Origin of the sequence: Duganella sp. CF458 (assembly GCF_900113115.1) — a bacterium.
In the GTDB taxonomy this organism is placed as follows: domain Bacteria; phylum Pseudomonadota; class Gammaproteobacteria; order Burkholderiales; family Burkholderiaceae_D; genus Rugamonas.
The window spans coordinates 61,882-76,873 of sequence record NZ_FOOF01000008.1; the positions used below are offsets into that span (position 1 = coordinate 61,882).

Below are 14,992 nucleotides of genomic sequence, written 5' to 3' on the forward strand. Positions count from 1 at the left end.
CTTGCTTGTTGCATAGTTGCAACGAAGTCAATATCGGATCAATGGCAACATAGTCGTCAATTCCAATGTGCTGAAGGAGCTTGCTCGTGAAATCCATGTCGATAGTCCTGCGATGTGCGGCGCTACTGGGCGCTCTGACGCAGGGTTCCACTGCCCATGCTGTGGAGAGTTTGCAATCTCTGGCGTTTCAGCCCGTGGCTGGCACGGTGATACCTATGGGCGGTTCCGTGCGCAACGATAACGAGGTAGTACGCCAGCGGCTGGTGCAACTTGCCGGTGGTCCCGCAGCACGGTTTGTGGTGATTCCCACTGCATCGTCCTATCCTGAAAAGTCGGGCGCGGACGCGGTAGAACAACTAAGGCGCCGTGGCGCGCAGGCGGAACTGCTGAAGATCGCGCCATGCTGGACTGGCGAGACGCTGGAGTCCGCGCGCCGGGCAGCGGCCGACCCAGCCAACCTGGCCAAGATCCGCGCTGCTAGCGCCGTGTTCTTTACCGGTGGTGCCCAGGAGCGCACTGCCGATGTACTGAATCCGGACGGCGTGGCATCGCCCGTACTGCAGGCGGTGCGCGAGTTGCAGGCGCGCGGTGGCGTGATCGCCGGCAGCAGTGCGGGAGCCGCCATCATGAGCAGCACGATGTTTCGCGATGCGATGAACTCCGTGCAGGTGATGAAGGGCGTTATGCGCGATGGCAAGGAGATCGACCGCGGGCTGGGTTTTGTTGGCGACCAGCTGTTCATTGACCAGCATTTCCTTAAGCGAGGCAGGGTGGGGCGCATGCTGGCGCTGATGCTGGCCAAAGGTTACAAGGTGGGTCTGGGCGTGGACGAAAATACCGCGGCAATTATTCACGGTAGCGAAATCGAAGTTGTCGGCGGGAGCGGGGCGCTGCTAGTGGATTTACGCCAGGCGACTCAAGAGCCAGGGCCCGTGAATGTGCGCAATGTGCGGATTTCCTATCTCGATAACGGCGATCGCTATGACCTGGCCAAATTGAAGGGGCAGGTGCTTGCGGCCAAACAGGCCAGGGGCGAAATCAAGTTCCGCCAGCCGGGCTTTGTTTCGGAGCTGGAATTCCTCCGTCCTGCTTTTACAGACATCCTCGGTGAAAACGCCATCTTGCGGGCACTGACGCAACTGGTGGATGGACCGCGCGACCATGTGCGGGGAATTGCGTTCGACCTCGAGAACCTGCCTGATGCTCCGGTGGCCGATCCCGCCCCCGAGCTGGGTTTCGAGTTCATGCTGCGGCGCGATGAACATACGCATGGCTGGGACAACGAGGGCTTGGACAACAACGATTATTCGATCTTCGATGCGCGTCTCGACGTGCGGCCGGTGCGCTTGAAAACCCCGTTCTATCAGGCGTGGCAGTGACGACCGGTATCCGCACGCGCCGTGACAATTGAATAGGTTCTACGCCTTGCGATGAAACTAGAATCGCGTAGAAGGCCGGAAATTCCTATCATCTGAACGGAGGCGTCGTGGACAGAATAAGCGAGGTTGTGTACGCGAAGATTCACCCGTCGGTTGGCATTGCGCGGGTAGGCAATTCCAAACAGGAGGACGGATTCTATATCGGACCCCAAGTGGTGAATCCGGAGCCCAAGCCAGCGAACTTCTACCGTGACGATACTGGAGCACTTAAACGCGAGGTGGCGGAGTTCCGCATCTATGGCTACGACGGCCAGGGGCAAGTGGTATGTGAGCTGGATATGCGGGACGGCATCGAGATTGAATGGACCGTCGAACTGGCCAATCATAAAGCGGCCTGGTACAACTTCGAGGTTGCACTGGACATCCCCGACGCTGCGACGGCGACTCCTTCCACGCGCCGCAATGCGAAAGTGCCGGTGGTCGAACGCAGCAGCTTATCGATCACGCCCGGTCCCCGCAGCATTTCCGAACCTTCTGGCTCGGGCGACCGGTACCGCTTCGATAGCGGCAGCTTCATGAGTATCCAGGTGCCGCTGGGGGAATTGCGCACCGATCCGGGCGGCCGGCTATGGGTTTTTGGCGGGCATGGCAAATCGGCCTCGTTCGACGACAGCGCCCCTACGACATTCGCCAACAACGATGGCTGGTATGACGACACCAGTGATGGTCCGGTGAGCGCGCGCGTGCGGGTGGGCGGACGAGAACTGCGTGTGGCACCGGCTTGGGTGGTCGTGGCACCGCCCAACTACGGGCCGCAACAAAAATCGGTACGCACCATGTATGCCGTGATGACAGATGTCGCCATCCAGTCGGGACAACTGCCGGTGCCGGATCGGCCTTCATTCAAGAACGATATTCTGCCGATCTTCAAGGCCATGTGCGACCTGCAGTGGATGAATGCCGGCTTCGCAGCCGGTTTTGGCTACGGCATGCCGCAGCATTTCCTTGCGCCGGATTACCTGCGCAAGCTTTCCCAGGAGGGCGACACTTACGCACAGCTGCGCATGACCGTCGCCAACGCCTTCCGCAACCCACAGTACCAGGATGCGTCGATGAAGCCGTGGCCATGGATTTATGGCGATGCGATGGATGTGCCGATGCCGCCGATTCCCCGCGCCATGAATGCGCTGACGACCACCCAGTTGACGATGCTTGGGCGTTGGGCGGAGGGCAAGTTCATCGCCGATTGCGATCCAGGCGCTGTATTTGACTTCGACCCCGACATCGATCATGTGCCGCTGGAACAGCAGCCAGCCATGCTTGACCGCGCAGCAATGGAGTTCTGCCTGGCCGACGCCTTCCATCCCGGCTGCGAGATGACCTGGCCGGTGCGCCATGGTTCGATGTACAGCGAACCCTATCGTTGGCACCACCGTGCCAAGGACGATCCTGAGCCGGACTATGGCAAGACGCTCACTCCAGCCGAAGCGTGCTCGTTTAACGGACCGTTGTACGGTCAGTCCGCAGGTTCGATCACCCGCTGGATGGCGATACCGTGGCAGACCGACACTGCGAGCTGCCGGTCCGGCTACGACCCGCAGTATGACCCTTACCTTCCTACATTCTGGCCGGCGCGCGTGCCGAACCAGGTGCTTAGCGTGGAGAACTACAACAAGGTGGTGGACCAGGAATTGGGACGCGATCAACGCCTGGCAGCCTTCAACGACCGCGCTGACTGGGACCGGACGCTGGGCGCCGGGTACGAACAGCAGTTGCTAACCATGGTGAATCATTTCGACCGGCAAGGCATAGTCGAGCTGCGCAAGGGGGTCCTTAACGACCCGGATCTTCCTCCTGTGATGCAGGTGGAAGATCGCGGTGGCCAGCCGCTGTCCGAGACCGAACGCAAGGCCACCGACAGCCGGATGCGCCAGGTTGCGCGCCGCGGAACACCCAAGCCCGTGGAGTGATGCCGGTTCCGACTGACCATTCGCCGCCGGAGTGGGATGCGATCATCTTGGGCGCGGGGCCGGCCGGGGCGGCGTTGGCCAGGCGCCTGCGGCCCAGGCACCGTGTGCTCCTATTGGATCGGCCGCAAGCGAGAGCGAGCGGGGCACAACGAATAGGTGAGTCACTGCCGGGCGCCGCGCATATGCTGTTGCGGCGCCTGGGGATCCATGACAGCTTTCTTGCGCAAGGCCATGCGGCGCGCGGTGCAATGGTGTCCCAATGGGATTCGGAAGCGCCAACATGGTTTGATCCCATTCGCGACCCGCATGGAGCGGGATGGCACCTCGATCGAATGCGTTTCGATGCAAGCCTGAGGGCGGCCGCCATTGAGGCCGGTGCCATCCTGGTCGACAGCGCCCGGCATTTGACCGCGTCATTTGACGCGGGGCGCTGGCAGGTCGACTTCGAGTGTGACGGGCCCTTGTGCCGGACGCATCGGGCGCCGGTGCTGGTCGATGCCACTGGACGGAGTATGGCTGCCGCCAGGCAGCTTGGGCTGGCTCGTTGCGGAAAAGACCGGCTGATCTGCCTTTACGCACACCTGCCGGTGGACGAATGCGATGAGGACCACTCCACCCGCATCTGTGCCGACAGCAATGGCTGGTGGTATAGCGTGCGCGTACCGGCCGGGCAACGCGTGCTCGCGTTTCACTTGGATGGCGATGACTCGGAACTGAAAGCGCTGCGTGATCCGGCTCGGCTACTGGCCAAGGCGCGTCGCCATCAGCTGCTGGCCGCGATCCAGCCGGCAGTCATGGATTTTCCGGTGCACGCGCAACCTGCCGGTGGGGGAGGGCTGGATCCAGGTGCTCTTGCACGACTGCCGGAAGGCTTTTTTGCAATTGGCGACGCCATGCTGTCATTTGATCCAATTGCGTCGCAGGGGCTTTTCAATGCCCTTGCCACGGCCGAGAGTGCCGGCCGGGCAATCGAGCGTTACATCGACGGCGCCAACGATGCGCGTGAGAGCTACCTCACCGAGATGCGGGCGGTAGCCGCCCGCTATGGCCAACGTCTCGACGAGACCTATGCGGCGGTGAGCCGCTATTCCCATCAGTTGTTTTGGCAGCGGCGCGCCCCGCATAGCCGCCGCACGGGATTATTGAACCACTAGCTCCACCCGGCGGTTCTTGGCACGTCCGGCGTCGTCCGCGTTGGATGCGACAGGCGCCAGACTGGCTACGCCTTTGCTCGCGAGGCGCGTGGCGGCAATCTGGTATTGCTTGGCCAGCGCGGAAACAACCGCTTGTGCGCGTTGCTGTGACAGCGCCTGGTTCGCGTCAAGGTTGCCCTGGTTGTCGGTATGGCCCACGATGTACACCTTGAGTGCCGGCTGGCTCTTCAAGAGTTTCGCCATTTCATCCAGCTGTGTCTTGGATTCAGCCGCTTTGATTTCCGCTTTGCCAGTGTCGAAGTAGATGCCGTACAAGGCGATCTTGCCGCTGGACTGCAGGGCAGTCTTCAGCGCATCCGCATTGACGGTCACCTGGCCGCCTTGCATCGCTTTCGGTTCGGCAATCTCGATGTAAGTGGTAGTGAAGTCGGTGCGATACACCTTGCCGGAATTTAGCATCACGTGGACGGTGCTGCCATCCTTTGTCAACGTGCCGTAAGTGAAGTAGATATCATCCGTGCCGAGCATATTGGAGCCGCCCAAGGAATGCATCTGGCTGTTCAGCGCGGATTTTTCCGGGTGACGTGCCCGGTTGGCACGAAAATCGGCTTCCTTCATGTCGCCGTAATGATCGTCAAAGCCGTAGCGCATATGTTCGCAACCTTTGTCGCGCGGCGTGCAGCTGATGATGGCTTTGAATCCTGCTGCCTTCAGGGCTTGTTCGTAGTTGCGATGCACTTCCAGCGGGGTCTTGCCGAGCGGTGCGAAATACACCATGCGCGTGATCTGGCCTTCCACCGCGACCGGCTCAACGAAATTATTCTCGCTGTTCAGGCCCAGCTTGCCCGGGAAAATCGTCTGGTCGAAGTTGATCTTCTTGTAGGCCATCATCCAGGAATTGTTGTAGCGCTGGATCAGGGGATGGTCTTCGCCACCGGCGACATCGATAGCCCAGTCGGGACCTGCAAAGGCGGCCGCGGTGAAGGAAAGCGTAGATAGGGAAAACACGGCGGCAATGAAATGGCGAGCCATAGGGGCGGACGGCAGTTTCAAGAAATATCCTTTCGCATGAAGTAGCAAACGCATGGGTTGAACTTGATAATGATGTCAAGTTTATACCATGTGGTGGGATTTTCTTAAGCTGCAGTGACTCAGCCCTGACCTGACACAGAATGTCTGATGAGTTAGAGTTCGTTTGGACCGATTCCGGCCAGGAACTGCCGTTGCGCCCTCGGCTTCCCTCCCCAGTTGGTTGTAAATATGTCAAAATCGGTGCGCACCAGGTCGCTGCGACTTTTGTCGATTTTGTTAAACCTGTATGGAAACGCAGTAAATACTAAAGAAGCCCCGCCGTTGAAGGGTTTCCTTGGTCAAAAACAAGGGATGTGATATCGCAGACGCCCATGTTAACTCGGTATTTTGCGATCTATAACACGTTGAGCCTAACACCAGATGAAGATTCCATGTTCTGATTGCGGCGTTCTCATTTTGCAGGAAACTGCGGAACGAAATGGAGGACGTTGCATGCCTTGTAGATCAGGTACTCGAGCGCAAATTGAAGCGTCAAAGATTGCAGCAAAGCGCGAGCGCGAGCTTGACGCAACTGACCCAATCCGCATTTATTGGCGCGATCTTGTCGACATGGTTTACAAAACCCCAGCTGGGCTGAATTCGTTATCTGAGCACGAACTACAGTATTGGGCAGTCGGCTGCCTTTCTGGCGAAGTGTACAACGGTGGCTTTGATCAGTATTTTCACAATAGTTCCGCCTCCACATATCATGCGGCGCTGCGCGGACTGGAAGCTATGGGAGCCTTAGGAAGTCTACTTCTACTTCAAAAAGCGAAGCAGATCGTTTTCGGTTTCAAAGACGTACCTGAAAATACATCGGCGAGAAGAGATTTCTTGGCGAACACATCTAGCGATTCGAGGCAGCAGCGCTTGGATGAACTAGATCGGCAATTCTGGGCGGACCCAGATAAGCTTGCGGAACTATGCGAAGAATTCGCAGTTCGTCATGGTCTTGTGCGGCTAACAGCCCAACAAGGCGCTCCAGTGGACGGCCTACGGCCGCCACTGAGCTGAAACGTTGATGCCGCAGGCAGAATCCGGCCAATAACGGACTTCCACTGAGCAATCACGAACCTAATGACTTTAGAAACCGTACAGACCGTTGAAGTTACGTGCTTTGATCAGATGCTGCGAGTAAGGATCTTGGGCGGTGGCGAACCCTGGTTTCAGACCGTGAACTATACTTTGGTAGGCATCGAATGGCACAATAATCTTGGCGCTTTTTTGTTCAACATGAAAAGTCGTGGACGCTCCCCCGATTGGTTCGCCTATGTTCTTGAAGAGCTTGAAAACGAAATAGATTTGCGATTGCAGTTGAACAGTGCTACGACCTGGCTGAACGTCCCCGATGACGTAAAGCGCGAAATCGAATTAGCCACAAATTGACTGAGGTCGGCCAATTGCGGCCTCTTTATATAGTTTACCTCAGAATAGGAAAAGTTCTTGAAGATTTTGTATGTAGCCCTGGCTTCGCTGTTCTTTACGGCCTCCCATTCCGCCGTCGGTCAGAATAATTCGAGCTGCACCGCCATCGTTAAGTCGGCGCAAGACGCTGCAAGTAGAGCAGATTGGGTAATTGAAGGGGATGTTAACAATACTTTCAAAATGAACTCTACACCTGGCCGTATTGACGTTAGCATCGAAAATGCCAAGGTTGTTTTTGAAAGTGAGAAGTCTCCGAAGTTTTTCACCGCGGTGCTACAAACGGATTCGTGCTTCCCTAATGCGATAACTACCCTATGGGGAAAGCCTGCAGATAAGATTATTGGAAAGCGGATGCGTTTTTACGGCACCAAGCTTACGTCTGGACGTGGTCGCCGCTTTTTCTTCATGCAGCCTGCCGAACAGGCAATGCCATCAATGCCAGTAACTCGAAAGGAGTACGCGGACAAGAAATATCCCCATGATGCACTCACGGCTACGCAAGATGGTTGGTCGCGAGTGCGCTCTACTGATGGCCATTTTTCAATCGAAATGCCCGGCTCATTTGAAGATATTACAAAGGGTAGTGGGGAGCAGCCTGCGTTTATGTTGCGAGGCACTGACCGGTATGGCTCTACGTTTTTAGCGGTTTTTGAGCGCTCGGGTCCCGGTTCAGGAATGGGCGGGACTTTTGACTCCACCATCACAAAGCCTGATGCTAAAACATTGACGTTCAAGGGCGCTGATGCAGTTTCTACTTTGGGCGAAATACCTGGCAGCAACGGTGAAAAAGTCACCCACGGATTGTGGTTCAGGGTACCAGGTGGGACCTTTATGTTGGGCGTCGTAACCGATAAAGACCAGAAAGAATCCCTCAAATTTCAAGAGCGATTCTTCAATTCTTTAACATTTGAATAGACGCATTTATTGCGTCTGTTATCTCATTCGGGTCGGCGCTCAGCACGAACTTCCGCAAAGGGGCGGAAGCTGTCGGCAGTCTGACGCGTATTGCCAGATCAAGTCTGAACTATTGCACTTGAGCTGGCCTGCGACGGGACTTTCTCGAGGGCGGTTCAATCCGGCGGAAATACCGATTTCAGGTAGTCGTCGTGATTTTCCGTAGGCCGTCTATGATCAATCTGGTTTCTCCCCAGTGTGTAGGGCCGTAGTCCTGCATTGTGCGACGTAAGCTTGTCCTCGTGCTGCCCGACCGGATCCTGCTGGTCATGGCGGGTCAGCTCTTGCTTCATGGCGTTGGCAAAGTATTGCTTGGCTTCCGCGCTCAAACCCTGTTCTTTAGACTTCTCGCGCTGCACGATCACACCGATCGCTCTCTTGTAATCGTCCCGAACTTCGTCGCTAAGATTGATCGAGGGTTTGCCGTCATTCATCTTTCCAGCATCCGTAAGAATCATGTTGAATAGCTTGTCGATGGCCTGGGCATCGGTCATGTCCGGGTTGTTCTTCCTATCGAGCTTACTCATGAGATCTTCGAGCGAACTGTGCTTCGCTGTGAGGTTAACCTTGATTTGAATGGCGGCCAGAATGCCTTTTGTCGTCAGAAGTTCTGAATTGCGCAGGCTGTAGAAGTTGCCCATGCTGCTTGCACCTGTTGCCATGCCCAGATCGCTCGTCTTCACAGTATCCAGCTGCGGCCTGGCCTCGACGCGGCTGATCCCTACCTGGCCTTGGCCCAGGTACTCGCTGAGGCTGTAGACGTTAGTTCGCGGAAGTATCTGGGCATCTTCATTGACTCCAGACTGATGACCCAGATAGGTCGTTGCCTTATATCGGTCGGTCAGTGCAAACATCGCCGCCCTTTGCTGGTTGCGGTCGAGACCTTCGCCTACCATATCGTTAAAGAAGTGCGCATTGACGCCTTTTGATTTGGCGTAGTCGCTCCACACCTTTTGCTCCTGCTCGTTGAACGCACTACCCACGAAGCTGATGTCAAGCTTGTCCTTTCCGCCGATCGAATTCTGTGCGTTGTAGACTTCATCTATCATCCCGCGCATGACTGCATCGTCAGGCGTCGTGTGGCGGTACTCGCGGGGATTCCATTCTTCCTGGTGCGCCCGCTTGTTGATATTGACGACAATTAGCCTCGATTCTCGCGTGTGATGCGCCGCGGTGAAGTCGACGGAGGGCAATTTTTTCGCGAGATAGGCCTTGATTTCAGGTTCCGACGCAATCTTCGCTTTGAACATCTCGTGGGCTCTTTCTCGGACCTCGGGCTTCGCCATCACACCGTCATATTGCTGGTAGTGCTTCCGTCTCTCCTCGCTCACCGACGCTTTGTACTTGGTAACATCCTGCAGGGTGCCGAAAATGTAGTCGCGGCCTTCCTGGAACTTGTCGCCTAACGATTCCAGATGCTGTTTGATGACATCGAGATTGCGGTTGAACGCTTCCTGCTCGGATCCCGGGCGCGGATTCTTGAAATACTCGAATACCGTGAGCGGGCGATCTTTCTCGTCAAGGAAGGCCGTGTATTTATAGGCGTTCATATCACCCCTCGCGCTAGGAGGGAACTGAACGACAGGGCGCTCCGACTTTGCGAGCTCCTTCTCGAATTCTTTGACTTTGTCTCTGGAACTGGCGAGTTCACGCTCCGCGCCTGATGCCCTGAGAAGGCTTTGCTGAAAACCTGCCCGGCCCGCATTGGCATGCGTGGCATGTCCGGCAGTGGTATTGGGTAATTGCACTGTCGCCGCGGTATTCGCTTGCGGCGCCGCAGGAGCTGGATGCGCGTCGAATATGGGGGCAGTCGTAAGTGGACTGGTTTTCATGGTGACTCCAGGCGAAGTTGTTCTGGAAGCCGATCGGAAGCTTCCAAAGGCACTCATGAGTAACATGAGCGCTCCCCGGGTTCCATTCGATGCGCTCGCCCGTCCTTCCAGATCACAAGCCGACGTAAAAATGCGACTGTGAAAATGTGTGCAATTTTTTGTCATTTTGCGCATGTAGAGTAGATCCCGCATGCTCGCTGGAAAGTCTGAGCTGCTCCAGCTTCCCATGCTTCTATCCGGATTCGTTGCAGACGTTCCTATTGCGATAGCGAGGTGTATGGTGAGAATGCGTGTATCCCAGGAAGGACCAAAAGCATTGACCGTCAATGCAGTGGCGGGTACCTATGTCGTTTTACTCGGCATGGAGGTGAGCGATGAAGCGCGCAAAGGCTTGCTGGGCTTTGCAATCCATCGGACGGACAAGACGGCGCGCGAACAGTATTGGCTGAAGGGTTTCAAGACCTTTGAAGCGACCGAGCCCAATCCGGCACCAGGCACCCTGGTATCGACGTTGGAGCATCCGGTGCAAGGGTTCCTTTGGGGGGACTATACCGCCAAGGCGAGCAACAACTACATCTACAGGGTCGTGCCGGTCTATGGAGATCCCCGCAACCTGCAGTACGGCGATGCGGTCGATGTACCCGTAACCACGGAGAACGAAGACAACGGCGCCCACGCCATCTACTTCAATCGTGGCGTAGCCGGCAGCCAGGCATATGCACGCAAGTTCGGCAACGTCAGCCCGGCGCAGGCGGGTCCTGAGGCGTACAAGTGGCTGTCGCGTGGGGTGGAGGAAGCGATCATCGCCTTCATCGGCAAGGCAAAAGGCAAGCATTTTGCGATCCGGGCTTCAGCCTATGAATTCAGCCACAAGGCTGTGCTGGCGGCCTTTGGCGCGGCCGCTGCCAGTGGCGCCGATGTGAAAATCGTTTACGACTGCCGCAAGAAAGAGCCACAGGAAACCAGCAACAAGGCCATTGCGGAAGCGGGCATCGAAGCATTGATGATCCCGCGTAAGGCTAACCCTAGCTATATCTCGCACAACAAATTCATTGTATTGCTCAAAGATGGCAAGCCGGTTGAAGTACTGACCGGATCGACCAACTTCACCGATGGCGGAATCTATGGGCAGTCGAACGTGGTGCATATCACACGCCTGTCGGAGGTGGCGGCGAAGTATCTGCAATATTGGGAGCAGTTGGCCGTGGATACGCCGGCCGTGAAACTGCGCCCTGAGAACCTGAAGCAGACACCCGATCCGGTGGGCGACTTGTCCTCTGGCGTGCACGTTGTGTTCAGCCCAAGGCCGTCGCTGAATGCCTTGCAATGGTATTCGGGGAACATCGACCAGGCGCAGAAACTGGCAGGCTTTACGGCGGCATTCGGAGTCAACAAGCTTTTCGCCGATGTCCTGGCGCGCAATTCCGCGAATATGCGCTACGTGTTGCTGGAAAAGCCCGGACCGACATATGACGAGTTCAAGGCTGTCCGTAACAACCTGATCGCTATCGGCGAGGTGCTCGACACCAACGTGATCGGCGACTCGGCCCTGCATCGCTGGCTGGGTGAAAAGCTCAGTGGCTTGAACAGCTTCGTCAACTATGTTCACACCAAATACCTTTTTGTCGATCCAATGGGGGCGAACCCGACCGTCATCAGTGGCTCAGCCAATTTCAGCGATGCCTCGACGACGAACAACGACGAGAACATGCTGATCGTAAGGGGCAATTGCAGCGTGGCTGATATCTACCTCGGGGAGTTCATGCGCCTGTGGAGCCATTTCCGCTTCCGTGATGTCGCCAAACGCTACTCGAAGGTTAACGCGAACAAAGCAGTTGGCAAAGCGGCCAGCGCCGGCATTGGCGACAACGTGCCGTACCTGGCACCGGACGATAGCTGGATACGCACTTACTACGGCGAGAACCTCGCCAAGGTGACCGAGCGTGAACTGCTGCAGGGCATGCACATCCCGCAACAATAAGACCGGAGGGAGACGATGGACAAGGTGATGGAGCTGATCGGCGGGCCGGTATGCCAGGCCAAAGTGGATTCCAGCCTGCTGCCCGGCGATGGCCAGGCGTTGACGCACGCGAACAAGGAAGCGCTCTGGGAGATCTTCAAGCAGATTGCGGTGATCTGGAAGAACGTGCGCTACGAATCGTCCAACCTGAAAAGTTCGTGGCTGGAGATGCTGCAGCAAAAATCTGAACTGGCCCCCAGCTACACCGGCGAGTATATCAACGCCATCTACGTGGTACGGGAACTGGTGGCCATGTATGGCGAGCAGCAGGCATACCGCAAGCTGTTCCTGGAGAACGGGATCCCACCCGGCCCGCCAGGCACGCGCCTGGCCCATGCCAAGCGTTACGTGGTCGATGAATTCATCAAGCTGCAAGTGATGATGAGCGGCTTCAAGCACTTCGGCGGCAAGAACTATCACGGCTATGTGAAGGGTTCGCGCTACAACGAGCATGCGCTGGTGCGGCAGTACGAACCGAAGGAGAACAACTCATGACTTCCAGCCGTGTCTATGATTATGTGATCGTGGGATCCGGCGTGGCTGGCGTGAGCCTGGCCAAGCGGTTGCTGGAAGACGACCCCGAAACCGCCATCCTGATGCTGGAGGCCGGCCCGTTCATACCGTCGCGCGACCGGCGCTCATGGTGGGACTACATCACTTTGAATCGTACGCCCTACGATTTTACGTACGACCAGGACTGGGAGGTGCCGTCCACCGGCAACGTGAACTGGCTATCCGCGGGTACACGGGTGAAGGCGGTCGGCGGTTCCACCATGCACTGGGGAGCCTGGAGCCTGCGTTTCAAGCCGGAAGACTTCCAGCTGTACACCAATACCGGCGAAGGCGCCGACTGGCCCATCGGCTACAACGACCTGGAAGACTACTACAACCAGGCCGAAGAATTCCTGTCCGTTTGCGGTGACGACGCGGAGGACTGGTCTCCGCGCAGCAAACCTTATCCGGCACCGCCATTCGCCTGGACCGCGGCGGATGGGGTGATGATCGAAGCCTTCCAGGCGTTAGGCATCAAGCCCGGCAAGATGCCGATTGCGCGCTACCGTAAATGCCTGACCACCGGTACCTGCAAGTACTGTCCATTCGGTGCGCGTTTCTCGGCGCAGAACGTACTGACAGAGATGACAGATAACAAGCGCTTTGTGAACTTCGAACTGCGCGCCAACACGCCGGTGACGGAAGTGCGTATGCGCAGCAAGGCGGAAGTGGACGGTCTCGATTGCATCGACAACGTGACCGGCACGCATTACACCGTGCAGGCAAGCCGTTACGTCATCTGTTCGGGCTCCTACGAAACGCCGAAGCTGCTGATGAAGTCGAAAAACGACTACTGGCCGCAAGGCGTGGGCAATGACCATGACTTGCTTGGGCGTTTCATCATTTCGCACTCCATGCTCAAGGTGCGCGGCCGTACTGCCAGCAATCCGAACCGATGGTTCCAGGAGTACGATTTCCCGACCCTGATGTCACGCAGCTACGATACGCCGGAACGGCAGAAGATCGGCAAGATCTTCCTGTTCAAGGATCGTGTGCGCCCCAATACGGATATTGCGCAACTGATGATCGCCGGGAAAACGCCCGAAGAAGTCGATGCCATCGTCAGCGGGCCAATGGAGATGGAGCTGCAGGCCTTCATGGAGGAGAAGGGAAAGTTCGACAACCGCCTGCAAATTGCCGAGGGCTATGACAGGTTCGGCTTGCCGCTGACGACGGTCAGCTTTAGCCGCACCGAGCAGGAGAACATCAATACGCAGGCCAATCTGGACTTGATGCAGGAAGTCATCGTCAAGATGGGCTATGAAGTGGTGTACGCCAAGACGGAAGACCCGGGCGCGCACCACACCACGGGCACCTGCCGGATGGGCGCCACGCCGGAGATGGGCGTCACGGACAGCGACTTGAAAGTCTTCGCTACCGACAACCTGTACCTCTGCTCGAACGGCGTCTTCCCGAGTGGCAGCGCGGTCAATCCGACGTTGACGTTGACGGCGCTGTCCATGCGCCTGTCCGACCACTTCCTTGCTCACCCAATCAACAAGGCCCAGCCATGACTACCGCCCCAGCCAGCAGTCTGCACGACCGTGTGTGCCAGGTTCTTAGTGCCCGCAATCCCAACATCAAGGAGAATGTAGCGTGCCTGATGCATGCGGAACTCGAGGTGAAAATCAGCCCTGGGGAGCGGCTGGCACTGCTGAAGAAAACACTGCAGCAGGCGGTCATGCTGGAGTTCGCGACGTTGCCCCCGTACCTGTGCACCCTGTGGTCGATCAAGGACAACCTGGATCCCGTGGCCAAAACGATCCGGCACGTGGTGCAGGAAGAGATGCTGCACATGGCCTTGGCCTGCAATATGCTTGCCTCGCTGGGAGGAACGCCGCATCTCTACGACACCACCAGCGGCGGCCTGCACTATCCATGTGCATTGCCAGGCGGTGTGCATCCTGAACTTCACATTGGGCTGGCCGGCCTGAGCGATTCCACGCTGGACGACTTCATGGAGATCGAACTGCCGGAAGATCCGATGGACATCGGCACGTACGACAGCAAGTACAAGCATGCCCATGATCACGAAGGAACGCACGCCAGCACCATCGGCGCCTTGTACGACGCGATCGCCCATGAATTCGAAAGCCTGCAGCCGGAGATGACGCCGGATCATCAGGTCGCGGGGCCGCTGTCCTGGTTTGTCGTCGATGCGCCGGAAAAGGTGACCAGTGCCATCCACTGGATCAAGACGCAAGGCGAGGGCGCGGTGCACCTCGATCCTTCCGAAAAGGGCCTGGCGTCCTTATCGCACTATTACCGTTTCTGGGAAGTGCGCGAGCGGCGCAAGATCGAGTACGACCCTGTCAACAAGAAGTACATATTCGGTGGACCGCTGGCGTTTCCGGATGTCTGGCCCATGGCCGAGGTGCCGGAAGGCGGCTATCGCGCCGATGAAGTAAGCCAGGAGGTGGGCGACCTGCTGCTTGGCTTTGACCGTACCTATTCGAAGGCAATCCATCTGCTGGAAAGCGCCTGGGGCGAGGGCGGGCAGGGCGCGATGTGGCGCGCCATCGAGTTGATGTTCGAACTGGAAAAAACAGCGCGGCCCCTGATGCAGATTCCGATACCGAATGGCCGGGGCAATTACGGCCCTTGCTTCCGCCTGATCACTCTTTGAGGAGACAGC

12 protein-coding genes are annotated in these 14,992 nt (G+C 57.3%); 10 read left to right on the top strand and 2 right to left on the bottom strand.

The genetic code is table 11. From position 1 onward, the window contains the following. The first annotated feature begins 95 nt into the window (after positions 1 to 95). From BM269_RS13680 to BM269_RS13690, 3 genes are all read left to right on the top strand, one after another. Positions 96 to 1,379: a cyanophycinase gene (locus tag BM269_RS13680; protein ID WP_090437575.1), complete on the top strand. Its 1,284-nt coding sequence runs from the start codon at positions 96 to 98 to the stop codon at positions 1,377 to 1,379. Between the two features lie 128 nt (positions 1,380 to 1,507). Then, positions 1,508 to 3,349: a LodA/GoxA family CTQ-dependent oxidase gene (locus BM269_RS13685; RefSeq protein WP_211482694.1), complete on the top strand. Its 1,842-nt coding sequence runs from the start codon at positions 1,508 to 1,510 to the stop codon at positions 3,347 to 3,349. A 182-nt stretch (positions 3,350 to 3,531) separates the two neighbouring features. Next, the gene (locus BM269_RS13690) at positions 3,532 to 4,503 is read left to right on the top strand and encodes an NAD(P)/FAD-dependent oxidoreductase (protein WP_139232741.1); all 972 of its coding nucleotides are present in this window, start codon (positions 3,532 to 3,534) and stop codon (positions 4,501 to 4,503) included. Here the strand turns inward: BM269_RS13690 and BM269_RS13695 are convergent. Continuing rightward, on the bottom strand, positions 4,489 to 5,535 hold the full coding sequence (locus BM269_RS13695) for an OmpA family protein (protein ID WP_170860370.1): 1,047 nt from the start codon (positions 5,533 to 5,535) through the stop codon (positions 4,489 to 4,491). The two genes, BM269_RS13690 and BM269_RS13695, sit on opposite strands and share 15 nt — an antisense overlap. A gap of 420 nt (positions 5,536 to 5,955) precedes the next feature. Here BM269_RS13695 and BM269_RS13700 point away from each other — a divergent pair, with 420 nt between their 5' ends. From BM269_RS13700 to BM269_RS13710, 3 genes are all read left to right on the top strand, one after another. Further along, positions 5,956 to 6,588, top strand: coding sequence for a DMP19 family protein (locus tag BM269_RS13700; protein ID WP_090437578.1), 633 nt, complete (start codon positions 5,956 to 5,958; stop codon positions 6,586 to 6,588). A 63-nt stretch (positions 6,589 to 6,651) separates the two neighbouring features. After that, a complete protein-coding gene (locus tag BM269_RS13705) occupies positions 6,652 to 6,960 on the top strand; it encodes a hypothetical protein (protein WP_090437579.1) in 309 nt (102 codons plus the stop codon). Positions 6,961 to 7,017: 57 nt separating this feature from the next. Then, the gene (locus BM269_RS13710) at positions 7,018 to 7,914 is read left to right on the top strand and encodes a hypothetical protein (protein ID WP_090437580.1); all 897 of its coding nucleotides are present in this window, start codon (positions 7,018 to 7,020) and stop codon (positions 7,912 to 7,914) included. A 155-nt stretch (positions 7,915 to 8,069) separates the two neighbouring features. Here BM269_RS13710 and BM269_RS13715 read toward each other — a convergent pair whose 3' ends face one another. After that, the gene (locus tag BM269_RS13715) at positions 8,070 to 9,785 is read right to left on the bottom strand and encodes a hypothetical protein (RefSeq protein ID WP_090437581.1); all 1,716 of its coding nucleotides are present in this window, start codon (positions 9,783 to 9,785) and stop codon (positions 8,070 to 8,072) included. Between the two features lie 190 nt (positions 9,786 to 9,975). Between BM269_RS13715 and BM269_RS13720 the strand changes: the two genes are divergently transcribed. From BM269_RS13720 to BM269_RS13735, 4 genes are read left to right on the top strand one after another with little or no spacing between them, the layout of a single operon-like run. Further along, positions 9,976 to 11,766, top strand: coding sequence for a phospholipase D-like domain-containing protein (locus BM269_RS13720; protein ID WP_090437582.1), 1,791 nt, complete (start codon positions 9,976 to 9,978; stop codon positions 11,764 to 11,766). A 15-nt stretch (positions 11,767 to 11,781) separates the two neighbouring features. Continuing rightward, positions 11,782 to 12,300, top strand: a complete 519-nt coding sequence (locus BM269_RS13725; protein ID WP_090437583.1) for a hypothetical protein — start codon at positions 11,782 to 11,784, stop codon at positions 12,298 to 12,300. After that, the gene (locus BM269_RS13730) at positions 12,297 to 13,871 is read left to right on the top strand and encodes a GMC oxidoreductase (protein WP_090437584.1); all 1,575 of its coding nucleotides are present in this window, start codon (positions 12,297 to 12,299) and stop codon (positions 13,869 to 13,871) included. Before BM269_RS13725 ends, BM269_RS13730 begins: the two co-directional genes overlap by 4 nt. Beyond that, entirely contained in the window at positions 13,868 to 14,983 is a 1,116-nt protein-coding gene (locus BM269_RS13735; RefSeq protein ID WP_090437585.1) for a ferritin-like domain-containing protein, read from the top strand. The genes BM269_RS13730 and BM269_RS13735 overlap by 4 nt, the downstream gene beginning before the upstream one ends. The last annotated feature ends 9 nt before the right edge of the window (positions 14,984 to 14,992 follow it).